Genomic DNA, 24,411 nt, shown 5'->3' on the forward strand with positions numbered 1-24,411 from the left:
CGGTGTTCCTGCGCAAGCAGGCTTCCGGCCCCGATGCGGAGTGCTTCGCGCAGATGAAGTGTGCGTGTCGTGGAGCACGCACGTCGTTCCGGCGTTCACCACCTCCGGTTACGGTCGCCTCAGTTGATGTCCATCGCCCGAGGAGAGTCATGAGTCAGCCGACCCACGCTTCGCAGCAGGCGGCCTTACGAGGGCCTGGAGTTCTCGTCGTCACCGGTGGTACGGACGGGATCGGGCGGGCGCTCGCCGAGCGGCGGCTCCGGGAGGGTGACACGGTCGTCGTCATCGGGCGGGCGCGGGAGAAGGGCGAGGCGTTTCTCGCTCACGCCCATGGGCTCGGCGCCGCGGGCCGGGCGCATTTCATCCGCGCCGATCTGGGGCTGCTCGCGGACAACCAGCGAGTGATCGACGAGCTGCGCGGCGCCTTCCCGGTCATCGACACACTCGTCTTCTGCGCCCGCTACTACCGTTCCGACCGGGCGGAGACGGCCGAGGGCATCGAGGAGACGTTCGCGCACTTCTACCTGAGCCGGTATCAGCTCGGCCACGGACTGGCCGGCCCGCTGGGCCGGTCGGCGCATCCTGTCATCGTCAATGTGGCCGGACCGGGAGCCGGTCTGGACGTGATCCGGTGGGACGACCTGGAGTTCCGGGACGGCTACCACGGAGGTGCGGCGCTCGGGCAGGCCGGGAAGCTCAATGATCTGCTGGGGGTGACCTCCGCCGAACGGTACGCCGCCGCCGGACTGCGCTACGTACTCGTGCATCCCGGGGCGACCGTGACCAGCATCGCCGGACAGTACGACGAGGCGACGCGCCGGCACATCGAGGAGATGCAGCGCACCGCGAAGCCGGTCGCCGAGGCACTGGAGCCGATCGCCGCCGTCATCGGCCGTCCGCCCAGGCAGCCGCTCAGCGCGTTCGTCGAGGGCCACGAACTCGACGTGCTGACCGGGGACTTCGACCCGGCGGCCGCGCGACGGCTCGACGCGTTGACCGAGTCGTTCCTCAAGGACGCGTCGGCATGAGCCCCTGCCGCGGCGGGCCCGTCAGTCCACGTCGGGAGTCTCTGCCCCGTAGGCGTGCAGGAACGTGTCGACCGCGGCGTCGGCCAGCTCGCGCAGCTCCGCGGGGCCGATCCTGCGGGTGCCGAGCCGTGAGCGGACTTCCAGCGGGCCGGTGATCAGGGCGAGGAGCTGCTCGGCCGCGAGCTCGGGGTCGCATGGGCGCAGCCGGCCCGAGACGGTGAGGCGGGACAGCCGGTCCGCCAGGGCCTCACTGATCCGCAGCGAGGTGCAGCCCTGGACGACCTCGATCAGGTCGGGGAACCGGGCCACCTGCGCGTAGGTCAGCCAGCGCAGCGAGCGTGAGCGCTTGTCGCAACAGGAACGGGCGAGGCGGAGCGCCACCTCGGACAGCGCCGCGCGCAGGTCGTCGCCGGGCGAGCGCAGTCGGTCGAGCACATCGATGTTCTTCCGCATCACGGCCTCCGCCTCCGCCGTGAGGCTGGCCCTGAAGAGGGCCTCCTTGTCGGTGAAGTGGTTGTAGACCGTCGGCTTGGCGACGCCCGCCGCCTCGGCGATCTGCTGCACCAGAGTCTGCGCGTAGCCGTGGGTGGCGAAGACATCGAACGCCGCGGCGAGGATCGCGTTCCGTTTGTCGATGCGCCCGCGCGGGGGCGTCTTCGCTGCTGGTGCCGGTGCGGATGCCATGCCCCCAGCGTAACCGTCGCCCTCCCCGAGTGAACCCGTGGATACAGATTTCCTGACCTGCCTGTCGCGTTACTCATGAGGTTGGTAGATTGAACCTGCTGGTTCAGTTCGAGAGTGCCGACGTACGTCAGTGGAGACCGGGAGAGTCATGACCAACCCTCTGGAAGACAAGCTCGATCCGGCCTTGCGCCGGACGATCGGCGTGATCCTCATCGGCGGGATCATGGGTATCCTCGACAGCTCCATGACCGCCGTCGCGGTGGACACCCTGTCCACCGAGTTCGACGCCTCGATCAGTACGACCGGCTGGGTCTCCACCGGTTATCTGCTGGCGCTGACCGTGACGATCCCCGTCACGGCCTGGGCGGTCGACAAGGTCGGCGGCAAGAAGCTGTGGCTGTCCGGCCTGGTGCTGTTCATGGTCGGCTCCGTCGCCTCGGGGCTCGCCTGGAACATCGGGAGCCTCATCGCCTTCCGTGTCCTGCAGGGCTTCGGCGCCGGGCTACTCGATCCGCTGATGCTCACCCTGCTGGCACGCGCCGCGGGGCCGGCCCGGATCGGCCGGGTGATGGGCGTGATGGGCATCGTCAGCTCGACCGGTCCCGTCCTCGGTCCGATCGTCGGCGGTGTCATCCTCCAGGGCCTCGACTGGCGCTGGATGTTCTTCGTGAACGTGCCGATCGTGATCGTCGCGTTCCTGCTCGCCCGCCGTGATCTGCCCGCCGACGCCCCGGGTGAGCAGGCTTCCGTGGGCAAGCTCGACGTGGTCGGCGTCGCGCTCATCGGACCGGGTGTCGCCGTCGGCGTACTCGCCATGTCGGAGGTCGCGCTCCGCGGCACGTTCACCACCTGGCAGGTACTGCTGCCGCTGGCCGCCGCCGTCGTGCTCCTGGCCGGTTACGCGGTGCACGCGCTGCGCGAGCGCGAGACACCGCCGCTGATCGACCTGCGGCTGTTCAAGCGTGGCAGCTTCACCGCGAGTGTCGTCGCCGCGGCCATCCTGGGCATTGCCACGTTCTCCAGCATTTTCGTGATCCCGCTCTACTACCAGCAGGTGCGCGGCATGGACGTGTTCGAGGCAGGTCTTCGGCTCGCCCCGTTCGGCGTCGGTTCCGCGCTGGTGATGCCGCTGGCGGGCCGGCTGTCCGACCGCTGGGGCTCGCGCAATCTCGCCCTCACCGGAGCGGTGATCGCGCTCCTCAGTTCGCTGGCGTTCTCCCGGTTCGACGCCGGCACCAGCCAGTTCTGGCCGCTGCTGGCCGCGTTCACCCTCGGTATCGGCACGGGTTCCGCCGGAGCGCCGGTCATCGGCTCCGTGTACCGGACGCTGCCGCCCGCACTCGTCCCGCAAGGCAGTTCCGTGTTGTACATGCTCAATCAGCTCGGGGCGTCGCTGGGTATCGCCCTGGTGGCCCTGCTCATGCAGAACGCCGGTCCGGATCGTCCCGTCGACGGCTTCCAGCACGCGTACACAGCCGTCATCGCGGCGCTGGTCGTCATGATCGTCGCGGCCTTCTTCATCCCGGGGAAGGCCACTCCCCCGCTCACGCCACCCGCGGGACCTGACGACGCGGAGGCCCCGCCGGCCGCCGCGCAGGTCGGCGGCGAACAGCCCGCCAGGTGAGCGGTGGTGTGCCAGGACAGCCCGTCATGGAAGGTGATCCCCCTTGTCCGAGCCGTGGATCGACATCCTCCTCGCACCGGAGCGCGACCGGCTGTCCGTCGCGGAGGTCTGTCGGCGCAACGGAATCTCCCGCAAGACCTTCTACGTCTACCGTGACCGGTTCCGCGCCCTGGGCCCGGAAGGCCTCACCCCGCGCTCGCGCCGCCCGCTGAACTCCCCCCTGCGGACCGCGCGTTCGACGGAGCGGCTCATCCTGCAGATCCGCGACGCACACCCCGGTTGGGGCGCCCGCCGCATCCGGGGCGAACTGGTGCGGCAGGGCGTCTCGTCCGTGCCGGCCGTGTCGACGGTGCACGCGATCCTGCGCCGGGGCGGTCTGCTGACCGCCGCGCGGAAGACCACGGTGGCCGACGCGGGCGGAGCGCAGGAGTGCGCACGGGCCTGATACCGGCCGACGCAGCGGGTGGGCCCACCGGAACCGTCGGTGGGCCCACCCGCTGCGTCGCACCCGGCAACCGCTACCAGGTCACCGGCAGCCTGTTCACACCGAACACCAAGGCGTCCTCCCGGTATTCGACAGCCTCGAAGTCCACGTCGAGACGGAGTCCGGGCAGGCGTCGCAGCAGAGCGGGGAGGGCGATCTGCAGTTCCAGGCGGGCCAGTTGCTGACCGATGCACTGGTGGGCGCCGTAGCCGAACGCGAGATGCGCCACCGGGCCCCGCCGGACGTCGAGCCGGCCGGGGTCGTCGGGCACCAGGTCCCTTCCGTGGTTGGCGGCCAGTGTCGACAGGACGACCCTCTCGCCCGCTTCGACCGGCTGCCCGCCGAGGTCCAGACCGGTGTTGGCCTGACGCACCAGGGGCGGTGCCACGGACAGCAGCCGCAGCAGTTCCTCGACGGCGTCCGGCGCCGCCTTCTCGTCGTCGCGGACGATCGCCAGCTGCTCGGGGTCGCGCAGCAGCGCGAGCGTGCTCATGCCGATCATGCTGGACACGGTCTCGTGGCCCGCGACGAGGATGCTGTTGCCCATGCCGATCAGTTCGTCGTCGCTGAGCACGTCGCCGTGCTTGCGGATCAGGTCGCCGAGGATGTCGTCACCGGGCCGCTCGCGCTGCCGGCGGATCAGGTCGCCCATGTAGGCGGCCATCGCCGCGAAGTTCTCCAGTTGGTCGTCCAGGGTGTTGGCGACATCGGTGCCGGTGGCGCTGCGGCGCTGGATGTCGTCGCGGTCCTCCACCGGGACACCGAGCAGTTCGCAGATGACGAGCAGCGGGACCGGCCCTGCGAACGCCTCGATCAGATCGGCGCCGCGGCCGGTCTGCTCCAGGATGGCGAGCTGGGCCTCGATGATGCGCGTGATGGCGGGCGTGAGCGATCTGACCCGCTTGACGGTGAACGCGCCGGTGAGCATCCGCCGGTAGCGGGCGTGCTCCTCCCCGTCGTAGTTGAGCAGGATCCCGGGCTGGTTCATCACGGTGCGCGGGCCGGTGCGGTCGAAGGCGAAGCCGGCCTCGTACCGGGGGTCCGACAGGACCTGGCGGGCATCGGCCGCCCGGGTCACCAACACCGCGTCGAAAGCGCCGAGTTGAGGATTGCTCACCGGCACCCGGGGAATCTCCGGGTCCTCCCGGACGCGTTCCAGTTCCGCGTCGGGCCGGAACGGGCAGCCTGCGGGGCGCCGGTTGTTGGGCATGGGTACGGAACCCGTCATGGCGGGCCTCCTCTGGGTTGCGGGACGTACGGGACATGGGGGGATCCGCGGCCGCGGGTTCAGGGTCCGCGGGAGACACGCGCGGCCGGTCCGGACCCGGCGGTGTCGTGCAGCAGGCCGCGAGCCGTTCGGAGGCGGCCCGGGGCGTTCCAGCCGATGACAGCGACGAGTTGCCCCGCCGCCTCGGCATGGGCGACGAACCGGCGACTGTCGAGGGTCCCTTCGACGATCCGGATCGAGGAGCGCGCGGGCACGGTCCCGTAGACCTGGATGCGGGCCCGGTACTGATCGGACCAGAAGTACGGCACGGGCCGGTAGCGGGCGGCGGCGCCGAGGATGTCCGCGGCCACGAACATCGCCTGCTCGGTCGCGTTCGTACGGTTCTCCAGTCGTACGCCGCGCTCGGCGGTGCCGCCCGAGGCGCCGAACCGGGCGACGTCACCGACCGCGTACACCCCGTCAGCCGCGCGGCACCGGTCGTCGCAGACCAGCCCGTCGTCTACGGTGAGGCCGCTGCCGGCCAGCCAGTCCGTGGCGGGGCGGGCACCGACAGCGACCACGACCACGTCACCGGCAACCACCTCGCCGGAGGCCGTGCGCACCCCGGTGACCCGGCCGTCGGCTCCGGCCAGGCCCGTCACCGGTGTCGACGTCAGCATGCGGACGCCGTGCTCGGTGTGCAGCCGCGCGAGCTCGCCCCCGATCGTGGGCCCGAGCAGCCGTTCCATGGGGTACTGGGCGGGTTCGAGCAGCGCCACGGGCAGGCCGAGGCCCCGAAGCGTCGCGGCGATCTCGCAGCCCAGCACTCCGGCACCCACGACTACCGTCCGACGGGCGGTACGCAGGTCCTCGCGGAGCCGGGCGCTGTCGTCCAGGGTCCTGAGGGTGTGCACACCGGCGAGTTCGGCCTGGCCGGGGAGGCGACGGGCGTGCGCCCCGGTCGCCACGACGAGCCGGCCGTAGCGCAGGGTGCTGCCGTCGCGCAGGGTGACGCGGCGCCGTGCCGCGTCGAGGGCGACGGCCGGCCGGCCGAGGCGCAGGTCGAGGTCCAGGCCGTCGAGTTCGGGGCGCTCGCGCAGCCGGGTGCGGGCCGCCGGCCACTGGCCGGAGAGCACTTCCTTCGACAACGGCGGCCGGTCGTAGGGAAGTTCGCGCTCGGCGCCGATCAGTGCGAGCGAGCCGCGGAAGCCGCGCCGCCGCAGCGCCTGCGCCACCGTGAGACCGCCCACAGAAGCTCCGACGATCACCACGTCGGCGCCCGCCGCGCCCTCCGAATCCGCCGCGTCCGCCGCGCTCACGGCCCGCTCACGAGGCGGATGGCGGCAGCCGGGCACAGCAGCGCCGCCTCTTCGACGGCCGCCCGGGCACCGGCCGGGGGCCGTGGGTCGAGAAGGACGACGACGCCGTCCTCCTCCCGCTGGTCGAAGACCTCGGGGGCCGCCACGACGCAGTGTCCCGCGGCGACGCAGCGGTCCTCCTCGGTGCTGATGCGCAGCGTCCCGGGCTCGTGCGGCGACTTCATCGGAGCTCCTCGATGACCTTGGCGAACGCCTCCATCTCGGGTTCGAGCACACTGAAGTAGGTCAGCCCGAACCGTTCGCCGCGCTCGCGGAGCTGGTCGGCGCAGTCGCGGGGCGAGCCGATGAGGATCGAGGGGAGCTGGGCGAGTTCGGCGGCGTCGAGGTCGAGATTGTTCTGCCACACGTCGGTGACGTCGCCGAGTGGTCCCGACGCCAGCACGCGGTGGATCGGGACGTTGAGTTCGACGTCGCGGGCGCGGTCGCCGAGCAGCGCGCGCACCTCGTCGACCTGCCGGGTGATCTCGTCGAGGCCGCCGAGCCGCAGCCCTTCGCCGTCGCGTACGGGCACGGTACCGGTGAATCCGATGATGTCTGCGTGCTCGGCGGCCAGGCGCAGCACGCGGCGGCCCCGGCCGGCGATCATCAGGGGCGGTCCGTGCGGCTGGTCCGGTGGCGGGGTGAGGCCCGCTCGGCCGGGCCCGCCCAGGATGCGGCGCAGCTCCTCGACGGTGCGCTCCAGGTGGTCGACGCGTTCGCGCGGCGCCGACCAGGGCAGGCCCGCCGCGTCGAACTGCGCCTTGTCGTAGCCCGCTCCGAGGCCTATCTCCACGCGGCCGCCCGTGTAGTGGTCGACGGTCGCGATGTCCCTGGCGAGGACGGTGGGGTTGTAGAACTGCGTGTTGAGGACGAGCGTGCCGACCCGGATCCGTTCGGTGGCCTCGGCGGCCAGCGCGAGGGTCGTCATGGGGGCGGGCATGCCGAGGTGGTCGGAGACCGACACGACGTCGAAGCCGAGGCTCTCCGCCCGGCGGGCCTTGGCCACCCAGTCCGCCCGTGTGCGGGGGGTGAAGACGCCGAGGCCGAAGCGCAGGGGCCGGTGGTGCAGGCTGGTCACGGTGGAACCCTTCTGTCAGATGCGCCGAACCCGGAGGTGTCAGCGCTGATAGGGGCGCAGGGCGCGGGCGGTGCGCAGGGCGTCGGCCCACCAGACGAGCCGGTTCAGCATGGTCTTCGCGGCGACCTCGCTCTCCTCGGCGTCCCGGGGACGGCCGCCGTCGAATTTGTTCCAGGCCTGGTGGAAGATGAGCGACTCGCGCAGCGGCACGGCGTGGAGTTCGGTGAAGACATGGCGCAGATGGGCGACGGCCCACAGGCCGCCGCTCATTCCGCCATAGGAGACGAAGCCGACGGGCTTGGCCGCCCATTCGTCAAAGATCCAGTCGATGGCGTTCTTCAGGGCGGCGGGGATCGTGTTGTTGTACTCGGGGGTGACGACGACGAACGCGTCGGCCCTGCCGAGCCGTTCGGCGAGGTCGTCGCGGAGCCGGCCGGTGGCTTCGTCGGGCGCGTCGCCGGGCGTGGCCAGTTCCATCGGCAGCGGGTAGTCGATCAGGTCGATCGATTCGACGGCCACGTCGTCGCGTTGGGCGGCCTGCTCGGCGAACCAGCGGGCGACGGTGGGGCCGAAGCGACCGGCGCGGACGCTGCCGACGATGACGGCCACGTGCAGCGGCCCGGTGGGCGCGGTCGAAGTCGGGTTCGACGGGTGCTCGGTCATGTCGGTTGGCTCCCTGGGATGGAAGGGCTGCGGGGACCGGTGAGGGCGACGGCCAGTCCCGCGGCCCCGGCCAGCGCGATCACGAGCAGGGCGGGGCGCGGGCCCCCGCCGTGGGTGAGCAGGGCGGCGACCAGGGGCAGCATCACGACGCCGCCGAGCTGGACGCCCGTCTGGTAGAGCGGCACGGCCGAGCCGCGGTCCTGCGGTGAGAGGCCCTGCGTCGCCTGTAGGTTGAGCGCTGCGAAGGCGAGCACGAACGCGGCGCCGACCAGCAGGAGTGTCGGCAGCAGCACCGTCGCGTAGGACCCGGTCGTGGGCCGCAGCAGGAGCAGCAGCTGTCCGGCGAACGCGGCGGCGGCGCCCGCCGCGATGGGCCCTCGGGTGCCGAACCGCGCGCTCAGCCGCCCCGCGAACGCGGCCGACCCCGCGAGCGGAACACAGGCCGGCAACAGCGCGAGCGCCAACTGCCATGGTGCCCAGCCGAATTGACCGGTGACGCGGAATGTGATGAGCAGCAGCAGACTGGCGTACGTGCCGTTGAGGCTGGCGGCGACGAGCGCGGAGCGGAGCAGAGCGCGATGTCGCACGAGAGCCGAGACCGGCCGCCGCGCGCTGCGGCCGCCGTCGCTAGGGATCACCCGCAGGCCCCCTACCAGCAGGACCAGCGCGACGGGCGCCGGGAACAGGAAGGTCCAGCGCCAGCTCAGCGGCGTCAGCACTCCGGACAGCAGCAGGCCGAGTGTGAACCCGCAGGCGCCGAACAGCGAGTACACGGACACCGCCCGGCGCAGGCGCGGGCCTTGGGGGAAGGTGGCGCCGATCAGTGTCAGTCCCGCCGGCGCGGTGAGCGCGGCGCAGCCGCCCTTGACGACGCGTGAGGCGATGAGCAGCCAGAGTGTGTCGCCGAGCCCGCCGGCCACCGACGCCAGTGTGAAGACGAGCAGCGCGACGAGGTAGCAGCGGCGCAGCCCCCAGCGGGCCGTGAGCCGCGGGCCGATGAGCAGGACGGCCGCGAAGCCGAGCGCGAAGCCGGTCATCAGCCACTGCACCGTCCAGATGGACAGACGCAGATCGGCGGCGATCGACGGCAGGGCGACGAGCACCACGGACACCTCGACGGCGTCGAGGACCATGTTCCCGGACAGGACGAACAGCATCCGGCCCCCGTGGTCCTTGCGCGCCGGGGTGACGAGGGTCTCAGCCACCGGTCGGCACTCCGGCGGGCTCCGTACCGAGATGCTCGGCGAGCAGGACGGGCAGCCGCTCGCTGATCAGCTCGATGTTGCGTACGACGAGGTCGTCGGGCATGCCCGCGACGCTCGCCCAGAAGATCAGGTGGCGTACGGGAAGTCCTTTGGTCCGCTCGATGATCCGGGCCGCGGCGGCCTCGGGCGTCAGGATCTCCAGGAGCGAGAAGGAACCGTCCTCGTTCGGCCGCTGCGGGAACTCGTCCGCGCTGAGCAGGGGCGGGCGGGTCAGGTCGGTGCCCTCGACGGAGCCCTGCATGTAGCTGTTCATCTGGTGGGCGACATGGGGTGCGACCCGCGGCCAGGCGGCCTCGGGGTCGTCGGCCAGGATGATGGGGAGCAGATCCGACACCCGTGCCGACTCCGGGTCGTGTCCGCCTTCGGCGAGACCTTCGCGGTAGTGGCCGTACATCTCGTGGGAGATGTGCAGCAGTCCGATGCCGAGGCGCCCGGCGAGGCGTGCGCCGCGCGGACCGTAGAAGCCGCCCCACAGGGGCACGGGCGACTGGAGGGGCCCCGGGGTGACGCCGCCCTCGTCCCAGAGCCGCCGTATCTCGCGCACGTTGTCGCCGACCTGGCTGATACGCCGGTCGAAGTCCGCGCCGTACAGCTCGTATTCGGGTACCCGGTAGCCGGCGCCGACGCCGAGTTCGAGGCGGCCGCCGCTGATGAGGTCGACGACTGCGGAGTCCTCGGCGATCCGGGCGGGGTGATGGAGGTTCGGCAGGAGCACCGAGGTGCCGATGCGGACATGGCGGGTCCGGGCCGCGGCCGCGGCGGCGAAGGTCAGGGGCTGCGGCAGATAGCCGTCGTCGAACAGGTGGTGCTCGGTGAACCAGACACCGCCGGCGCCGCGCCGGTCCGCCTCCTCGCAGTACTCCAGGGAGCGGGCGTAGTGGTCGGCCCACGGGCGGTGCCACTGGGCGGGGTTGCGCAGGTCGAAGAGAAGTCCGACGTCCATCCTCAGGTCTCCGTTCGGGTGGCGCGGCTCGGGCGGGCGCCGTGGTGGTCGGGCACCGTGGCGAACACGCGGGCGACGAGCGCGCGCAGATCTCCGGTCTCGTCCGGTTCCCCTGCCGCGTACGCGGGAGGGCGGGGCGGGGTGGGCGGCCAGGGGGCGCGGGCGGGTGTCATGGGCGGTCACGCTCCTTGTCGGGTGGGCGGGCTCCGGGCCGGTCAGCCGAGCAGGGTGCCGCCGCTGGCGTCGATGAACGCCCCGGTGACCCAGCGGGCGTCGGGCGAGGCGAGAAAGGTCACGACGTCCGCCACGTCGACGGCCTCGCCTACGCGCTTGAAGGCGGAGAACTGTGCCATCTGCTCGACGGCCTCGGGGATGTCGAAGAGCGCGCTGCCGTTGTTGGTGATGCCGGGCGCGACGCTGTTCACGGTGATGCCCCGGGGTGCGAGGTGCCGTGCGAAGTGCAGGGAGATCTGCTCGACGGCCGCTTTGGTCATGGCGTAGGCGGCCTGGTCGGGGCTGGCGAACCGGGTGAGGCCCGAGGAGATGTTGATGATGCGGCCGTTCTCCCGCAGCAGCCCCAGGGCGCGCTGGACGATGAGGAACGGGGCCTGGGCGTTCACCGCGAAGAGCCGGTCGAGGTCCTCGGCCGTGACGTCCTCGGGCTGCACACCTGCCGGGGTGGTGATGCCCGCGTTGTTGACCAGGATGTCGAGTGCGGTTTCGCCGGTCCGCTCCTTCAGCCCCTGTTCCACGCCGAGGAACAGCTCGTGCACGTCGCCGGGCACGCCGAGTTCGGCGCGGACCGTGAAGGCGCGGCCACCGTCGCGTTCGATCAGCTCGACGGTGTGGCGGGCGGCGTCCTCGCCGGTGGAGTAGTGGACGGCCACCAGGGCACCCTCGTCGGCGAGGCGCCTCGCGATGGCCCGGCCGATGCCCCGGCTCGACCCTGTCACCAGTGCCGTCTTGTCGGTGAGCCTGCCCATGGTGTGAGTCCTCTCGGTTGTCCGTGTGTCGGGGTCGGTGCTGGTGGTGGCGGCCGGCGCGGCCAGGCCGCTGATGGACCGGGCCAGGCGGTGGCGTACGGGCGCCAACCGCAGGAGTTCGCCGAAGAGTTCGCGCAGCGGCTCCACCTCGGCGCCGCCGAGCAGCAGGAACGACTGGGCCTGGATGTCGGTGAGGGTGCGGGCGCCGACCGCCCTGCGGATCTCGTCGTAGGTGTCGAGAGCTCCTGGGTCGTGCGGGGCGGCCAGGTGTGCGGCGAGCCGGGCGCCGAGTTCAGCGGCGTCCTGGAGGCCGAGGTTGAGGGCCTGTCCGCCGACGGGCATCTGTACGTGGGCGGCGTCCCCGGCGAGCAGGACCCGGCCCCTGCGGTAGCGGGTCGCCTGGCGGCGTGTGTCGTCGAAGGCGTTCAGCCACGTCGGCCGTCCCTGGCCGATGTCCTCGCCCGTCACCTCGGCCCAGGCGGCCACGATCTCGTCGAATGCGGGCGGTCCTGTGCGCCGACCGGGGGCCGTGCCGAAGACATGCACCATCACCCGGGTGCTGCCGTCCGGCCAGCGGTGGGCGGTGGCGAGACCGCGGGGGTGGCGTTCGAACCGGCGGTCCGGGATGCGCAGGCCTTCGACGTCGGCCCGGAGCATCTCGCGTCGGGCGTCCGTTCCGGCGAAGTCGAAGCCTCCCAGCCGGCGTACGGTGCTGTCGCCGCCGTCGCAGCCGATGACGTGGGAGCAGGTGAGGCTCTCCCGACGGCCGTCGGCAGCGACCGCCTTGACGCTCATGCGGCCCCCGGTGTCGCGCAGGGCGACGAGGCGCAGGCCGCGCCGGACGACGGTGCCCAGTTCGACGGCCCGTTCCTGCAGCACCGCCTCGAGGCGGGTCTGCGGGCATTTCCACTGTCCGGCGTACGGGTGGTCGGGGTCGGCGGCCGTGAGGTCGAGCGGCATGCCGCCGAAGTGGCCGGGGCCGCCGCCCGGCAGCTCGCCGAGCCGTGCCAGGATGCCGCGCCGCTCCAGCAGTTCCATGGTGCGGGTGTGCAGAGTGGATGCCCTGGACTCGGTCATCGGCTCGGTGAGCCGCTCCACGACGACCGTCGGCACGCCGTGGGTGCGCAGGTCCCCGGCGAGGAGGAGCCCGACCGGTCCGGCGCCGACTATCACCACTGCGTCGTCGGGCATGGGTCAGCGCCGCGCTTCCGCGTACCCCTTGGCGTGCTCCAGGGTGGCCCGGCTGTTGGCCCCCAGCGCCTTGCGGACGAAGTCCCGTGCCTCGGGCACCCCGGCGTCCGGTCCGAGGACCTTGGTGATGTTGTCGGCGTTGAGCACGACGGTGTGCTGGGAGCTGGCGGTGACGCCACCGTCGTCGTCGCGGAACTCCCAGTACCCGGTGTGCAGGGCCATGAGCGCCGGCAGCGTCGTCTGCTTGTACACGATCTTCTGATGGGGGAAGCAGACCCGTACGGACTCCGTGGTGTGGGTGCTGCCGTCGACAGCCTTGGTGTCCATGCGCAGGACCTGGAGTCCGGGAGTGTCCTCGGTCAGCCGGACCTCGCTCACGTGCGGCAGCCGCTCGGTCCACCGGTCGGCCTCGTTCACGAAGTCGTACAGGTCCTTCGCGGAGCCCTCGACACGGACCGAGTCGACGAACGACAGGGTCAACTCGGCTTCGGTCGTGGCCTGTTCGAGGCCGTCCTTGAGACCGGGGAGTTCCTCGCGGCTGTTGCGGTCGACGGCCTGGTCGATCCAGGTCAGCCCGTCGGGGTCGTCGTCGACGGCGCGGTAGGTGTGCAGGAGCCGCAGCCGGGTCTCGTCCGGGCCCTGCGGTTCGACGATCCAGGTGCCGCTCATCTCCGCGACGGGCGGTGCGGAGACCTCCTGGCGGAACGTGATGCGCAGCGCCTCGGGGTCGAGTTCGCGCCGCGAAGTCCAGTTCTTCGCCTCGCCGTTGGCGGTGGCCCAGATCCGGATGCGTTCATGGCCGGGCTCCCGCTCCAGGTACTCGACGTGGACGTTCGGCGGGAAGAGGCGCGGCCAGTTCTCCACCTCGGCGAGCAGCCGGTAGACATCGGTGGCCGGGGCGTGCACGGTGATGCCGTGTTCGACCTCACGGACGGTCATGGGTGTGTTCCCTTCAGCGGTCGGTGACTTCGGTGGTGGGCTCAGAAGTTGCCGAGGCCGCCGCAGACGTTGAGGGCCTGCGAGGTGATGGAGGCGGCGGAGTCGGAGGCGAGATAGCCGACGAGACCGGCGACCTCCTCCGGCGTCGAGTAGCGGCCGAGCGGGATCTTCGACTGGAACTTGGTGAGGATCGCGTCCTCGGACGTGTCGTAGGCGGCCGCGTAGCCCTGGCGCACGCGCTGGGCCATCGGTGTCTCGACGTAGCCGGGGCAGACCGCGTTGACGGTGATGCCGGTCGGCGCGAGTTCGTTGCCCAGCGCTTTGGTGAAGCCGACGACGCCGTGCTTGGAGGCCGAGTAGGGAGCGCCGAGCACGACGCCCTGCTTGCCCGCGGTGGACGCGATGTTGATGATCCGGCCGCGGTCCTTGCCGCGCATGCCGCCGGTGTTCAGGGCGGCGCGGGTGACGAGGAAGACGCTGGTGAGGTTGGTCGCGATGACGTCCTCCCAGAGCGCGTCGTCGATGTCGGCCGTCACGCCGCCGCCGGAGCGGCCCGCGTTGTTGACCAGGACGTCGAGCGGCCCGAACCGGGCGACGGCGGCCCGTACGACCTCCTCGACCTGCTCCTTGGAGCGGACGTCACCGGTGGCGCCGTCGACGTCGAAGCCTTCGTTCTGGAGGGACTTGACCGTGTCCGCGACCGCCTGCGCGTCGCGGGCGCACAGGAAGACCCGGTGGCCCTGTTCGGCGAGGAGCCGGGCAGAGGCCAGGCCGATGCCGCTGGTGGCCCCGGTGACGAGGGCGACGCGGGCCGTCTTGTCATGGATGTCCGTCATGGCTCGTCCTTTGGGTCAGGCGGTCGCGGCGGTCAGGTGGCTGTTGACGAGGTCGATCAGCCGGCGCGGTGTCCTGGCCTCGGCCAGTGCCTCCTCGTCGAGGCTGATCCCGTGGGTGCGCTCGATGCGTCCGGCGGTCTCCAGGAGCGCCAGCGACTCGTAGCCGAGCTGCTCGAAGTCGCTGTCGAGGATGTCGCCCGCGAGGTCGACGTCGTCGTCGGCACCCGCGGCCTCCAGAAGGACGGTCCTGAGGTCGTTCAGAGTGAATGCGCTGGCTGGCATGTCAGGCCTTTCGCAGGGGAGTTGAGGGTTCGGCGGCGCGCACGACCATCGCGGAGTTGAAGCCTCCGTGGCCGCGGGCGAGGACGAGGGCCGTGTGCGGCGCGGTGGGGCGTGGGGCTCCGGTCACCAGGTCGATGTCGTATGCCGCGGAGAGCACGGTGTGGGTGGTGGGCGGGATGACGCCGTCGCGCAGGGAGAGCAGGGCGGCGGCGAGATCGAGCGGGGCCGCTCCCGAGTACAGGCGGCCCGTCGTCGTCTTCGGCGCGGTCACCGGTACGCCCCGCACACCGAACACCTTGGTGATCGCCTCGGCCTCGGTCCGGTCGAGCTCGGGGACCGCGGCCGCGTCGGCGAAGACCACGTCGACGTCGTCGGGAGTCACGTCGGCGTCGGTGAGGGCCAGCTCGATGGCGCCCTGCAGGGCGGGATCGCGGTCGCTGCCGGGCCTGGGGTCCATGGTGGAGGCGTAGCCCGCGATCTCTCCGTAGATGTGGGCGGCGCCGCGTTCTCGGGCGTCGTCTGCGTTCTCCAGGACGAGGAGCGCTCCGCCCTCTCCGGGTACGTGTCCGGCGGCGCGGTCGTCGAAGGGGAGGTAGGCGCGCTCGGGGTCGTCGCCGGTGTTCAGGCGTCCGCTGGTCAGCTGTGCCACCCAGCCCCAGGGGCAGATGGAGGCGTCGACGGCACCGGAGATCACCATGCGGGTGCCCTTGCGGATCTGCCGGCGGGCCTGGGCGATGGCGTCGAGACCGCCGGCCTGGTCGCTGACCACCACGCTGCTCGGCCCGCGCAGTCCGCCGCGGATCGATATCTGGCCGCTGTTGACCGCGTAGAACCAGGCGAACGACTGGTAGGCGCTGACGTACTGGCCGCCCTGGCTCCACAGCGCCCGCAGTTCGTTCTGGCCGAACTCGAAGCCGCCGGAGTGGCTCGCCGTGATGACACCGACGTCGTAGTCGGGCAGCTCGGCCGGGACCACGCCCGCATCCGCGAACGCCCAGTCGGCGCCGACGAGGGAGAGCCGGGTCATCCGGTCGGTCTGCGGCAACAGCCGGCCCGGCAGATGTTCGGCGGCGTCGAAGCCCCTGATCTCGCCCGCAAGGCGCGCCGGGTATCCGGAAGCGTCGAACCGGGTCACCGGGCCGATGGCGCCGCGTCCGGCGAGGGTCGCCGCCCAGTACTCCTCGACGCCCAGGCCGGTCGGCGCGAGCACGCCGAGACCGGTGACGAGTGTGCGTCGCGTCATCGCTGCTCCCGCTCGGGGTCGGCGAGCACGATCGCGCTCTGGAACCCGCCGAACCCGCTGCCGACCGAGAGGACCGCGTCGGTCAGCTGGTCACGGGCCGTCAGCGGTACGTAGTCCAGATCGCACTCGGGGTCGGGCGTGTGCAGGTTCGCGGTCGGCGGTACGACGTCGTGGACCATGGCGAGCGCGGAGGCGGCCACCTCGATGGCCCCGATGGCGCCCAGGGAGTGCCCCACCATCGACTTGATGGAGCTGACCGGCGTGCGGTACGCGTGATCGCCGAGGCTGCGCTTGAAGGCGGCCGTCTCGTGCCGGTCGTTCTGCTTGGTGCCCGAGCCGTGGGCGTTGATGTAGTCGATGTCCGTCGGGTTCATCCGGGCCTCGTGGAGCGCGACCCGGATCGCTTCCGCCATCTCCTTGCCATCGGGGCGCAGGCCCGTCATGTGGAACGCGTTGGAGCGGGTCGCGTACCCGGCCACCTCGGCGTAGACGCGGGCGCCGCGGGCTCGGGCGCTGTTCAGTTCCTCCAGGACGAACACGGCGGCGCCCTCGCCCAGGACGAAGCCGTTGCGGCTCGCGTCGAAGGGGCGGGAGGCGTGTTCCGGGTCGTCGTTGCGCGGGGTCGTTGCCTTGATCGCGTCGAAGCAGGCGACGGTGATCGGGGAGATCGGCGCGTCGGACGCACCCGCGATCATGACGTCGGCGGTGCCCTCGCGAACCAGGTCGGCGGCGTAGCCGACCGCGTCGAGGCCGGAGGTGCAGCCCGTAGAGACGACGGTGGCCGGGCCCTCGGCACCCACCGCCCAGGCGACCTCGGTCGCGAAGGAGCTCGGCACCATGAAGTTGTAGAGGTGCGGCACCGCGTAGGTGTGGTCGACGAGTTCCAGGCGGCCGTCGTCGCTGACGGTCCGGTACTCCTGGTCGAGGCCCATCGTGGCACCGACCGCGCTGCCGATGGTGACGCCGGTGCGGCGCGGATCGAGCGCCTCGAAGGCGAGCCCGCTGTCGGTCACCGCCTCCCGCGCGGTGACCACGGCGAACTGCGCGGCCCGGTCCATCCGCCGGATCTCCTGCGGTGTCAGGCCGGCCAGTTCCGGGTCGAAGTCGACCTCGGCGGCCACCTGTGAGCGAAACGGCGAGGGGTCGAAGGCGGAGATGCGGCGGGTGGCGGTGCGGCCGTCGGTGAGCAGATCCCAGAAGGCCTTGGCCCCGACGCCGCCCGGTGCGCTCACGCCCACTCCGGTGATGACGACCCGCCGTTCACCGGCGCTGCCCACGTTGTTTCCCATCACGCGCCCCACTCGTAGAAGCGCCGGGCCATGGCGTCGGCGGGTGAGCGCCAGGTCGCCGGGTCGTACGCCTCGATGTACGGCTTGAGGTCCTGGCTGATCGCGGTGAAGCGCGGGTCGGTCCTGGCGTCCTCGATGCGTCCCGCGCCGTCGTTCTCGTCGAAGTCCTGCAGGTGGAAGTAGAGGCCGCGGTAGGCGAAGAGCTGCCGGCGTCGGGTGCCCATCCGGGCGGGCATGTCGGTGCGGTCGAACGCGCCGAAGAGTTCGGCGACGTTCTCGGCGGAGGCCGGGGCCATCCGCGCCACGATCAGTGTGCTGTGCATGGTTCTCCTTGGTCGCTTGTGCGGCGGTCGCTCACGCGGCGGTAGCTCGTGCGGACAGGGCCGGGCGGGCGGGGCCGAACCACCGGGTCAGCGCCATGGGCAGGTCGTGGTGGCTGCCGGGTGCGGCCCACGCGACGTGTCCGTCGGGACGCACGAGCACGCCCGTGGTCCCGGTCAGCGGGCCGGACTCCGGGAGGCCGCGCGCAGCGGCCGTCACCACGTCGATCCGGTGGTTCCAGGGCTGGGCACGGCGGCGCAGCCCGGCGCTGTCGTCGAGGTCGAGGAGCAGCCCGCGTCCCGGGCGCAGCAGTTCGGTGGAGGTGGTGGTCCGGCGCCCGTCGTGCAGGGCGAGTTCGGGCAGGCGGGCGCCGAGCAGTGGGTGCCGGCCACCGCCGACGTCGTAGCGGATGTCGAGACCGGCGGCCCGTTCGGCGAGCCTGCGGGCCACCTCGTCGATGTCCAGGAGAGAACCGAGCACGTCGCGCAGCGGTGCCACGTCGTCGCCGCCGAGGATCAACAGGCTCTGGGCGCGCGTGTTGGCGAGCAGCCGGCGTCCGACCTCGTGCCGCTCCTCGTGGTAGGTGTCCAGGAGCGCCTCGGGGGCGGTGCCGCGGACCACGGAGGCCAGCTTCCAGCCCAGGTTGACGGAGTCCTGCAGCGAGGTGTTCATGCCCTGGCCGCCGGCCGGGAGGTGGATGTGGGCGGCGTCTCCGGAGAGCAGCACCCGGCCGCTCCGGTACTGGGTGACCTGCCGCGCGGCGTCGGTGAAGGCGCTGAGCCAGACCGGACGGGCGGCGGAGATGTCTACGTCGGTGAGGCGCTTGAAGACGTCCGCGACCTCGCTGAACTCCGGCGGCTCCGTGCGCCGCACCGGGGGTGCGCCACGCTCGGCGGCGATGATCCGCGTGATCCCGTCGGGCAGGTGCGCCACCATGACCAGGCCGCCGGCCGACGGGTCCGCGGTCATCTTCGCCGCGAGGTCCACGCCGCGCAGGTCGGCGACGAACAGCTCGGTCGTCGCGGGCGTGCCGGGGAAGTCGAAACCGGTGAGTTTGCGGACGGTGCTGCGGCCTCCGTCGCAGCCGACGACGTAGCGTCCGCGCAGGGCACGGTCGGCGCCCTTGACGGCGACGCTGACCCCGTCGGCGTCCTCGGTGAGCCCGGTGACCTCCTGGCCGCGGCGGATGCCGGCGCCCAACTCCCGTGCCCAGGCTTCGAGTACGGCCTCGGTGCGGGACTGCGGGACGGTACGGACGGCCTCGTGGGCGGCGCCCAGGACGCCGAGGTCGAGCGGCAGCCCCCCGAAGTGTCCCGCGGTGCTGGTCTCGATGGCGCCGAACCGGGGCAGCAGGCCCCGCTGGTCGAAGATCTCCATGGTGCGGACGGTGAAGCCGATGCCGCGGGACTGGCCGGTGGGCCGTTTTAGGCGTTCGAGCACGATGACGTCGATGCCGGCGAGTCGGAGTTCACCGGCCAGCATGAGCCCGGCAGGGCCTGCGCCGACGACGATGACAGAGGTGTCCGTGCGGTCCATGCGATCCCCCTAGAGGTAGGCCGAGTTGGGTTCGAGGCCGCACAGGGACCGGCCGTAGAGCTCCACGTTGACGCCGGGCGTGATCATGGCGTGCAGGGTGGCGGCGTGCAGATCCCGCTGGATCCGGGTGATGGGCACGTCCTGGTGGATCGAGGAGCCGCCGCTGGCCTGCGCGAGGATGTCGACGGCCTTCTTGCACTGCTGGGCGATCCAGCCGATCTGCACCCGGGAGGCGACCCGCTCGTCGGTGCTCCACGACTCGCCGCGCTCGGTCTTGCCCGCGATCAGGTCGGCGAAGCGATGGGCGCGGCTCTCGGCGTCCTCGATGAGCAGGGCGGCCTCGCCGACCTGGAGGTGGGTGAGCGGGGCCTCGCGCTGGCTCGGGTAGTCGGTGTAGGTCATCGGGCGGCCGGGGAGCCGTTCGAGGAACGCGGACAGTGCGTACCGGGCGGCGCCGATGAGCTGGCCGACCTGGATGGCGTTCGTGGTGACGAGGACCGGGACGCCGTAGGCGGGCTTGGCGGCGTTGACCAGGGACCGGCCGCCGCTCTGGTAGAAGTCGGCGCCGGTGATGACCCGGTGCTCTGGGACGAAGACGTCCTCGGCCACGGTGGTGACGCTGCCGGAGCCGCGCAGCCCCGTGGTGTACCAGTCGTCCTTGATCCGCAGGTCGGAGACGGGGACGAGGCAGAAGAGCGGGATCGCGGGTCCCGTGGAGTCCTCGGGCATCGCGACGTTGATCTTCCACTGGCTGTGCAGGACACCGCTGTTGAAGCCCCAGCTGCCGTTGAGGACATAGCCGCCCTCGGTGCGGCGGGCGGTTCCGGTGGGCGCCGTGGTGCCGCTCACCCGCACCTGGGGGTCGGTGTACACCTCGTCGAGCGCCTCGTCCGGCCACAGTCCGGTCATCCAGCCGAGCGAGGCGTACACGGAGAGGCAGAAGGCGACGGAACTGTTGCCCCTGGCCACCTCGGCGAGTACGTCGACGTAGGCGCGGATGTCCGACTCGTATCCGCCGTACTGCGCCGGCACCTGCATCTTCAGCAGTCCGGAGTCCTCGATCGCCTCGATGACGTCGTCCGGCAGCCGCCGGTGCTCGTCGATCCACAGGGCGCGGGAGCGCAGCAGGGGTACCAACTTGGCTGCGGCGTCGACGAGTTCGGCGCGGCTCGGGGCGGTGCGGTGCGGCATCAGATCCTCCGGCGGGGGCTTGTCGCGGTCTCGGGCACCTGGCGCTCCGTCACTCGCGCTCGAGGTTGGCGGCGATCCGGGCCAGAACGTCATTGGCGGCGAGGAATTCGGCTTCCGTTATGCCCGCCAGGGAGTTCGCGGCATGTGCGTTCACGAGCTTTTCGGCCCGCTCGTGCGCAAAGTGCCCGTTGTCGGTGAGGGCGACCTGTTCGCCGGTGGCCGCGACCCAGCCGCGTCCGATGAAATCGTCGACCACCGGCTGATAGGTTTCTTCGCCGTCGATGGCCAGGAACGGCGCGAAGGCGCTGTCGATGGCGGAAACCGTGGGAAGTCCGATACTGATGGCGTGCAGCACCTGCCATTGCCGTCGATTCAGTTCTTCCTCGGTCAGCGCGTGCGCGGTCGCCTCGTCGAAAAGCCGGTGCAGATGGAGCAGCCAATAGCCGAGACGCTTCGTCGTGTTCTTCTGGAGCATGAGAATTCTGCCTGCCTCGCTCGATGGTGGACGGTTCAGGCGGCTGCACCGTCTTGCGCGGATAGTCCCGCGGGGTGGGGAAGAACCCAGTAGAGGGTCAGTTCGATGCGGGAGAAGAGCCACGTGCCGTTCTCGCGCACATAGGTGTCGGTGAACTTGCCGGCCACCATGGCGCTGTCGTCGTCGAAGACGACCCGCTCCTCGAAGAAGCTGACTCCGGTGGCCCGGTCGCCGTGCACCTGCACGTCGTGGGCGTGCAGGAACTGCTTGACCAGCAGCCGGGAGCCGGGCCTGTCCTGCTGAATGAGGCCCGGCAGCGCGCTGAAGTAGGCGTGGATCGCGTCCTTTCCCGCGGCCTGGCCGAGGTGCGCGTAATCGAGGTGCGAGTCCTGTGCGAAAAGGTCCGCGACCCGGTCCCACTGTTCGTCGTTGATGCGGCGCGGCAACTCGGCACGCAGTCGGCCGAGTTCCTGGATGTCCTCCAGAATCCGGACCCGCTCACCGAGCGACTTCACGAGGTCGGCGAGTTGCGCCTCTTCCGGATTTTCTGCGTTTTTCGTGTACTGCGACATGGACGAAGGGGCCCCTCGGTCGACGGTACGGTCATCGGGAAGCTGTCCGGCTATTCGACCTTCGCAGTCGGTACCGGTTCCTCACAAGGGGCGCCGGGAGAGTCTACGGTTCGACCGTAGGCTTCTTTGCGGGTTCACTGCGGGCAGGCGTATGCGCTACGGAAAAGCGCCGCCCACCCGGTGTTCGGGTGAGCGGCGCGTCGGGGACGCTCAAGCAGGACGGCTTCTATTGCCCCGAATGGACCGAGCCGAGGGCGGAATGCAGTTCCCTGCGACCGGAGATGCCGAGCTTGCGGTAAACGCTGGACAGATGGAACTCGACGGTGCGGACGGCGAGGAACAGTGACTCGGCGATCTCCCGGTTGCTGTATCCCGACCGTGCCAGCCGGCTGATGCGCAGCTCCTGGCTCGTCAGCAGGGGGACGTCCTGTCGGTCGAGCGAGGCCCTGATGCGGTCGAGCCACAGGCCGTTGCGGCTCTCGCGGGCCACCGCGGCGGCGGTCTCCAGCCGGCCGCGCCCCGCGGCCGGGTCGCCGCGTTCGCCGTGCAGAGTGGCGAGGTCGTGCAAGGCGTGGATCAACTCGCCACGGGCGTGGGCGAGATCGAGCAGGTCTACCGCCTCCTCCAGGAGTGCCACGGCGGGGCCGTCACCACGGGCCACCGCGACGGCGTGCAGGGCGAGGCCGATGCCTCGCGGCGAACCCCAGGTGCGGGCCGCGGTGAGTTCGTCGTCGGCCAGGGCGGCCGCGAGATCGCGGCGTCCGGTGCCGAGGGCCGCGAAGACGGCGCGTGAACGCCAGGGGATGACGGCGGGGTTGGCGACGTTCCAGGTGACGAGCAGCCGGCCGCACGCGGTGAAGTCGTCCAGTGCGTGCTGGAAGTGGCCGGTCGCCATGTGCAGCGAGCCGCGGGCCGCGAGGACGTGGACGACGTCAGGCATGTCCGCGGCCAGCCGGCCCGCGAGTTCCTGCTGGAGCAGGGTCCGATGGGCGTCGTCGAGGCGGCCGGTCAGGATCTGCGCCTCGATGAGCCAGGCGGCGGCCAGCCGGGAGACGGATTCCGGCATGTCCTGGCCGAGGGCGTCGGCGAGCAGCCCCGCCGCCTTGACGCCGTCCCCGGCGAGCAGGCTGATCCGGGCGCGCAGCAGCGTGAGCATGACCTGGTGCTGCGGCGAGCCCAACCACCGCGGATCGCGGGCCAGTTGACGGCACTCCTCGTGGGCGGAGGGGAGGTCACCGGTGTAGAGGAGGGTGAGGAGCGCGAGCCACATGCAGTATGCGTGCCCGCGTCGGTCCTTCTGTCCGAGGATGCTCTCGACCTGCTCGTGCACGGCGGCCCGGCGGACGCCGAGATGAGCGAGTTCCAGGCTGTGCAGGGACAAGCAGACTTCGTCCGGAGGTATTCGTTCGGTGTCGGCCGGGTCGAGCCGGCCGGGTATGTAGATCGCCGAGCCCTCGCGGAACAGGCCGGGGCCGCCCCGTGTCCCGCCGCATGCTGCGGCCGGGGCCGCGGCGGCTCGGGTCGCCGCCGTGGGTCTCACGCTCGCGGTCGTCTTCATCATCGATTCCCCCTGGCCTGGCTTGTGGATTCCGTTCTCGTGCCGCAGGTACTCCTGCGTGCGAGCCCTCGGCCACGCCCGGACGGACGTCATGGCCTGCTCGGCGACCGGGAGTTGAACGACGATCCGGTGTGGGGGGAGGGCGGGCGCCGACGCCGGACGCGCCTTCACGGGCACGTTCGGTTCGTCGGGGTGGCGCGCGGTGCGTCGGAGGAGACGGCCGGTGCCCGGGGTAGGGCGGCTGGGGGCGGTCGTCGTTGTCCGCGCGCCTGGCCGCGCCCCTGTGGGGCGGGGGCCGGAGTGCTTCGTGCCGACCGTACACTCCTGACATTGCTGCCGTGTGAAACCGCAGACCGGCCGGTACGGCTCATTTCTGCCGCCGTGGAACGGTCGCCTGCAGACAGGAGCGGGGCGGTCTTCGTGCACATCCGGTAACGCGGCGGCTCAATCGGCCCTCAATTCCCGTCCGGGAAAGACTCCGGCACTGTCCGGAAAGCGTCGTCCGAGACCGGACCGCACTGTTGAAACGTGAAGATTGCCACAACCGGGAGTCGGTCGCGGCCCCATCGGTCGCCACTGTCCGTGAATTACACGGACTGCCCGCGGAATGTTCCGGGAACATAGGTGACAGTTATCGCGACAGGACGGCCCAGTATTCGGATACATAGGTAACAGGTATTCAGGAACACCCGCCCTCGAGTGTGCGTGGGCACTGGTGAAAGGCATTCGGATACATAGGTGACAGGTGACGGCAGACCAGTGCGCCGCACCGCGGCGGCACCGGTGCGACGCTACATCGGCCCCCTCCCCGCCGCGACGAGCCCGGCGACCGGCGCGACATGGCGGCGGCTGATCAGCCAGCGGCCGTCCTCCTGCTCGAAGTCGTCCTCCACCAGGCCCACCACGGTCCAGTCGGCAGGGCGGTGGCGACCGTCGGCGGTGCGGGTCGCGCTCCAGTGCCAGACGGTGGCATAGGCCTGGACGTGCGGCTTGCCGTCCGTCCACTCGACGATGGTCTGGCCCAGTACGTGGGCGACGGTCGGTTCACGCTTCCACGGCAGACTCCGCGACATGAAGGCGGTGAACTCGTCACGTCCGTGGAACCGCTGGACCGGTCCGGGCATCACGTCGTACTCGATCAGCGCGTCCTTGGTGAAGCACTCGACCAGTTGCTCGTACCGGTTGGTGTCCACCAGCCGGAAGAACTTGTAGAAGGTCTGGTAAATCTCCCGCTCCGCGGCGACGGTGGCGAGGAGCTCGTCGTTCGATGACGTCACTTCTTTCCTTTCGGACAGGTTCGCTGAGTTCTCGCTCATGATGCCACGACGGCTCCCGATGCCCGGCCGGCGCTGAACCGTTGTGGAATTTCCGCGGACGCATATTCACGCAGGCCGCTGTTGACCACGTTCCCGGGACATCTGTATGGTTCCCGGCATTCGGCGGTCCGGCATCCGCAGGCAGGAGGTTCATTCACCATGCGGAAGTCGCGATTCCCCGCCCTTTCAGATCTGCCCGTAGCGGCCCGCCTCTTCTTCGCGCGGCGTCACATCGATCTGGCGCGTGTCAGCAGCGCGGCGTGTCCCGCCGGCTGACCGACCCACCCTCTCTCGTCCCGGCGGCTTCTCTCCCGCGGTGACGACCCCCGTACGCCACATCTGCCG

Annotated in this window: 26 protein-coding genes; 4 read left to right on the forward strand and 22 right to left on the reverse strand. The window is 71.1% G+C overall.

The window, feature by feature from the left end:
• Window positions 1–149: 149 nt before the first annotated feature.
• On the forward strand, window positions 150–1,028 hold the full coding sequence (locus ABD366_RS10100; protein WP_324772541.1) for an SDR family NAD(P)-dependent oxidoreductase: 879 nt from the start codon (window positions 150–152) through the stop codon (window positions 1,026–1,028).
• 21 nt (window positions 1,029–1,049) lie between these two features.
• On the opposite strand, the gene ABD366_RS10105 is transcribed toward ABD366_RS10100, so the two are convergent.
• Window positions 1,050–1,712 (reverse strand): TetR/AcrR family transcriptional regulator, encoded by a 663-nt coding sequence (locus ABD366_RS10105; RefSeq protein ID WP_324772540.1) that lies wholly within the window; start codon window positions 1,710–1,712, stop codon window positions 1,050–1,052.
• Between the two features lie 148 nt (window positions 1,713–1,860).
• Between ABD366_RS10105 and ABD366_RS10110 the strand changes: the two genes are divergently transcribed.
• Entirely contained in the window at window positions 1,861–3,336 is a 1,476-nt protein-coding gene (locus ABD366_RS10110) for an MDR family MFS transporter (protein WP_324772539.1), read from the forward strand.
• Window positions 3,337–3,379: 43 nt separating this feature from the next.
• Window positions 3,380–3,781, forward strand: a complete 402-nt coding sequence (locus tag ABD366_RS10115; RefSeq protein ID WP_324772538.1) for a helix-turn-helix domain-containing protein — start codon at window positions 3,380–3,382, stop codon at window positions 3,779–3,781.
• A gap of 73 nt (window positions 3,782–3,854) precedes the next feature.
• Here ABD366_RS10115 and ABD366_RS10120 read toward each other — a convergent pair whose 3' ends face one another.
• The 21 genes from ABD366_RS10120 to ABD366_RS10220 all read right to left on the reverse strand — a co-directional run bounded on the left by ABD366_RS10120 (window position 3,855) and on the right by ABD366_RS10220 (window position 24,066).
• Entirely contained in the window at window positions 3,855–5,048 is a 1,194-nt protein-coding gene (locus ABD366_RS10120; RefSeq protein WP_324772537.1) for a cytochrome P450, read from the reverse strand.
• A 59-nt stretch (window positions 5,049–5,107) separates the two neighbouring features.
• On the reverse strand, window positions 5,108–6,346 hold the full coding sequence (locus tag ABD366_RS10125) for an NAD(P)/FAD-dependent oxidoreductase (protein WP_324772536.1): 1,239 nt from the start codon (window positions 6,344–6,346) through the stop codon (window positions 5,108–5,110).
• The gene (locus ABD366_RS10130; RefSeq protein WP_324772598.1) at window positions 6,343–6,543 is read right to left on the reverse strand and encodes a ferredoxin; all 201 of its coding nucleotides are present in this window, start codon (window positions 6,541–6,543) and stop codon (window positions 6,343–6,345) included. The genes ABD366_RS10125 and ABD366_RS10130 overlap by 4 nt, the downstream gene beginning before the upstream one ends.
• Before the next feature lie 23 nt (window positions 6,544–6,566).
• Window positions 6,567–7,463, reverse strand: coding sequence for a TIGR03621 family F420-dependent LLM class oxidoreductase (locus ABD366_RS10135; protein ID WP_324772535.1), 897 nt, complete (start codon window positions 7,461–7,463; stop codon window positions 6,567–6,569).
• 39 nt (window positions 7,464–7,502) lie between these two features.
• The gene (locus tag ABD366_RS10140) at window positions 7,503–8,126 is read right to left on the reverse strand and encodes an NADPH-dependent FMN reductase (protein ID WP_324772534.1); all 624 of its coding nucleotides are present in this window, start codon (window positions 8,124–8,126) and stop codon (window positions 7,503–7,505) included.
• A complete protein-coding gene (locus tag ABD366_RS10145) occupies window positions 8,123–9,331 on the reverse strand; it encodes an MFS transporter (RefSeq protein ID WP_324772533.1) in 1,209 nt (402 codons plus the stop codon). Before ABD366_RS10145 ends, ABD366_RS10140 begins: the two co-directional genes overlap by 4 nt.
• Window positions 9,324–10,334, reverse strand: coding sequence for an LLM class flavin-dependent oxidoreductase (locus tag ABD366_RS10150; protein WP_324772532.1), 1,011 nt, complete (start codon window positions 10,332–10,334; stop codon window positions 9,324–9,326). Before ABD366_RS10150 ends, ABD366_RS10145 begins: the two co-directional genes overlap by 8 nt.
• 2 nt (window positions 10,335–10,336) lie before the next feature.
• Entirely contained in the window at window positions 10,337–10,507 is a 171-nt protein-coding gene (locus tag ABD366_RS10155) for a hypothetical protein (RefSeq protein WP_324772531.1), read from the reverse strand.
• A 42-nt stretch (window positions 10,508–10,549) separates the two neighbouring features.
• Window positions 10,550–12,508, reverse strand: coding sequence for an SDR family oxidoreductase (locus ABD366_RS10160; RefSeq protein ID WP_324772530.1), 1,959 nt, complete (start codon window positions 12,506–12,508; stop codon window positions 10,550–10,552).
• Window positions 12,509–12,511: 3 nt separating this feature from the next.
• The gene (locus tag ABD366_RS10165; protein ID WP_324772528.1) at window positions 12,512–13,447 is read right to left on the reverse strand and encodes an aromatase/cyclase; all 936 of its coding nucleotides are present in this window, start codon (window positions 13,445–13,447) and stop codon (window positions 12,512–12,514) included.
• Between the two features lie 41 nt (window positions 13,448–13,488).
• Window positions 13,489–14,283 (reverse strand): 3-oxoacyl-ACP reductase FabG, encoded by a 795-nt coding sequence (fabG, locus tag ABD366_RS10170; RefSeq protein WP_324772527.1) that lies wholly within the window; start codon window positions 14,281–14,283, stop codon window positions 13,489–13,491.
• Between the two features lie 15 nt (window positions 14,284–14,298).
• A complete protein-coding gene (locus ABD366_RS10175) occupies window positions 14,299–14,565 on the reverse strand; it encodes an acyl carrier protein (protein ID WP_324772526.1) in 267 nt (88 codons plus the stop codon).
• A gap of 1 nt (window position 14,566) precedes the next feature.
• Window positions 14,567–15,808 carry a ketosynthase chain-length factor gene (locus tag ABD366_RS10180; RefSeq protein ID WP_324772525.1) on the reverse strand — a complete coding sequence of 414 codons (1,242 nt, stop codon included), beginning with the start codon at window positions 15,806–15,808 and terminating at the stop codon, window positions 14,567–14,569.
• On the reverse strand, window positions 15,805–17,097 hold the full coding sequence (locus tag ABD366_RS10185; protein WP_324772524.1) for a beta-ketoacyl-[acyl-carrier-protein] synthase family protein: 1,293 nt from the start codon (window positions 17,095–17,097) through the stop codon (window positions 15,805–15,807). The genes ABD366_RS10180 and ABD366_RS10185 overlap by 4 nt, the downstream gene beginning before the upstream one ends.
• Window positions 17,097–17,420 (reverse strand): TcmI family type II polyketide cyclase, encoded by a 324-nt coding sequence (locus ABD366_RS10190; RefSeq protein ID WP_324772523.1) that lies wholly within the window; start codon window positions 17,418–17,420, stop codon window positions 17,097–17,099. Before ABD366_RS10190 ends, ABD366_RS10185 begins: the two co-directional genes overlap by 1 nt.
• Window positions 17,421–17,451: 31 nt before the next feature.
• Window positions 17,452–18,954, reverse strand: coding sequence for an FAD-dependent monooxygenase (locus ABD366_RS10195; RefSeq protein WP_324772522.1), 1,503 nt, complete (start codon window positions 18,952–18,954; stop codon window positions 17,452–17,454).
• 9 nt (window positions 18,955–18,963) lie between these two features.
• A complete protein-coding gene (locus tag ABD366_RS10200) occupies window positions 18,964–20,145 on the reverse strand; it encodes an acyl-CoA dehydrogenase family protein (protein ID WP_324772521.1) in 1,182 nt (393 codons plus the stop codon).
• A 49-nt stretch (window positions 20,146–20,194) separates the two neighbouring features.
• Entirely contained in the window at window positions 20,195–20,620 is a 426-nt protein-coding gene (locus tag ABD366_RS10205; protein WP_324772520.1) for a hypothetical protein, read from the reverse strand.
• Window positions 20,621–20,655: 35 nt separating this feature from the next.
• Window positions 20,656–21,192, reverse strand: a complete 537-nt coding sequence (locus ABD366_RS10210; RefSeq protein WP_324772519.1) for a nuclear transport factor 2 family protein — start codon at window positions 21,190–21,192, stop codon at window positions 20,656–20,658.
• A gap of 226 nt (window positions 21,193–21,418) precedes the next feature.
• Complete coding sequence (locus ABD366_RS10215) at window positions 21,419–22,753, reverse strand: LuxR C-terminal-related transcriptional regulator (protein ID WP_324772518.1); 1,335 nt, start codon at window positions 22,751–22,753, stop codon at window positions 21,419–21,421.
• Between the two features lie 788 nt (window positions 22,754–23,541).
• Window positions 23,542–24,066 (reverse strand): nuclear transport factor 2 family protein, encoded by a 525-nt coding sequence (locus ABD366_RS10220; RefSeq protein WP_324772517.1) that lies wholly within the window; start codon window positions 24,064–24,066, stop codon window positions 23,542–23,544.
• 159 nt (window positions 24,067–24,225) lie between these two features.
• Here ABD366_RS10220 and ABD366_RS43455 point away from each other — a divergent pair, with 159 nt between their 5' ends.
• Complete coding sequence (locus ABD366_RS43455) at window positions 24,226–24,342, forward strand: putative leader peptide (RefSeq protein ID WP_411293820.1); 117 nt, start codon at window positions 24,226–24,228, stop codon at window positions 24,340–24,342.
• Window positions 24,343–24,411: the final 69 nt, after the last annotated feature.

The sequence above is a fragment of the Streptomyces kunmingensis genome (assembly GCF_039533535.1).
GTDB classification, from domain to species: domain Bacteria; phylum Actinomycetota; class Actinomycetes; order Streptomycetales; family Streptomycetaceae; genus Streptomyces; species Streptomyces kunmingensis.

Bases quoted from the DNA above. Each gene is read 5' to 3' on its own strand.
- ABD366_RS10215 (WP_324772518.1), bottom strand. From the start codon at position 22,753: ATGATGAAGACGACCGCGAGCGTGAGACCCACGGCGGCGACCCGAGCC.
- ABD366_RS10100 (WP_324772541.1), top strand. From the start codon at position 150: ATGAGTCAGCCGACCCACGCTTCGCAGCAGGCGGCCTTACGAGGGCCT.
- ABD366_RS10210 (WP_324772519.1), bottom strand. From the start codon at position 21,192: ATGTCGCAGTACACGAAAAACGCAGAAAATCCGGAAGAGGCGCAACTC.
- ABD366_RS10200 (WP_324772521.1), bottom strand. From the start codon at position 20,145: ATGCCGCACCGCACCGCCCCGAGCCGCGCCGAACTCGTCGACGCCGCA.
- ABD366_RS10180 (WP_324772525.1), bottom strand. From the start codon at position 15,808: ATGACGCGACGCACACTCGTCACCGGTCTCGGCGTGCTCGCGCCGACC.
- ABD366_RS43455 (WP_411293820.1), top strand. From the start codon at position 24,226: ATGCGGAAGTCGCGATTCCCCGCCCTTTCAGATCTGCCCGTAGCGGCC.
- ABD366_RS10150 (WP_324772532.1), bottom strand. From the start codon at position 10,334: ATGGACGTCGGACTTCTCTTCGACCTGCGCAACCCCGCCCAGTGGCAC.
- ABD366_RS10120 (WP_324772537.1), bottom strand. From the start codon at position 5,048: ATGACGGGTTCCGTACCCATGCCCAACAACCGGCGCCCCGCAGGCTGC.
- ABD366_RS10205 (WP_324772520.1), bottom strand. From the start codon at position 20,620: ATGCTCCAGAAGAACACGACGAAGCGTCTCGGCTATTGGCTGCTCCAT.
- ABD366_RS10220 (WP_324772517.1), bottom strand. From the start codon at position 24,066: ATGAGCGAGAACTCAGCGAACCTGTCCGAAAGGAAAGAAGTGACGTCA.
- ABD366_RS10185 (WP_324772524.1), bottom strand. From the start codon at position 17,097: ATGGGAAACAACGTGGGCAGCGCCGGTGAACGGCGGGTCGTCATCACC.
- ABD366_RS10110 (WP_324772539.1), top strand. From the start codon at position 1,861: ATGACCAACCCTCTGGAAGACAAGCTCGATCCGGCCTTGCGCCGGACG.
- ABD366_RS10175 (WP_324772526.1), bottom strand. From the start codon at position 14,565: ATGCCAGCCAGCGCATTCACTCTGAACGACCTCAGGACCGTCCTTCTG.
- ABD366_RS10195 (WP_324772522.1), bottom strand. From the start codon at position 18,954: ATGGACCGCACGGACACCTCTGTCATCGTCGTCGGCGCAGGCCCTGCC.
- fabG (WP_324772527.1), bottom strand. From the start codon at position 14,283: ATGACGGACATCCATGACAAGACGGCCCGCGTCGCCCTCGTCACCGGG.
- ABD366_RS10155 (WP_324772531.1), bottom strand. From the start codon at position 10,507: ATGACACCCGCCCGCGCCCCCTGGCCGCCCACCCCGCCCCGCCCTCCC.
- ABD366_RS10190 (WP_324772523.1), bottom strand. From the start codon at position 17,420: ATGCACAGCACACTGATCGTGGCGCGGATGGCCCCGGCCTCCGCCGAG.
- ABD366_RS10165 (WP_324772528.1), bottom strand. From the start codon at position 13,447: ATGACCGTCCGTGAGGTCGAACACGGCATCACCGTGCACGCCCCGGCC.
- ABD366_RS10140 (WP_324772534.1), bottom strand. From the start codon at position 8,126: ATGACCGAGCACCCGTCGAACCCGACTTCGACCGCGCCCACCGGGCCG.
- ABD366_RS10160 (WP_324772530.1), bottom strand. From the start codon at position 12,508: ATGCCCGACGACGCAGTGGTGATAGTCGGCGCCGGACCGGTCGGGCTC.
- ABD366_RS10105 (WP_324772540.1), bottom strand. From the start codon at position 1,712: ATGGCATCCGCACCGGCACCAGCAGCGAAGACGCCCCCGCGCGGGCGC.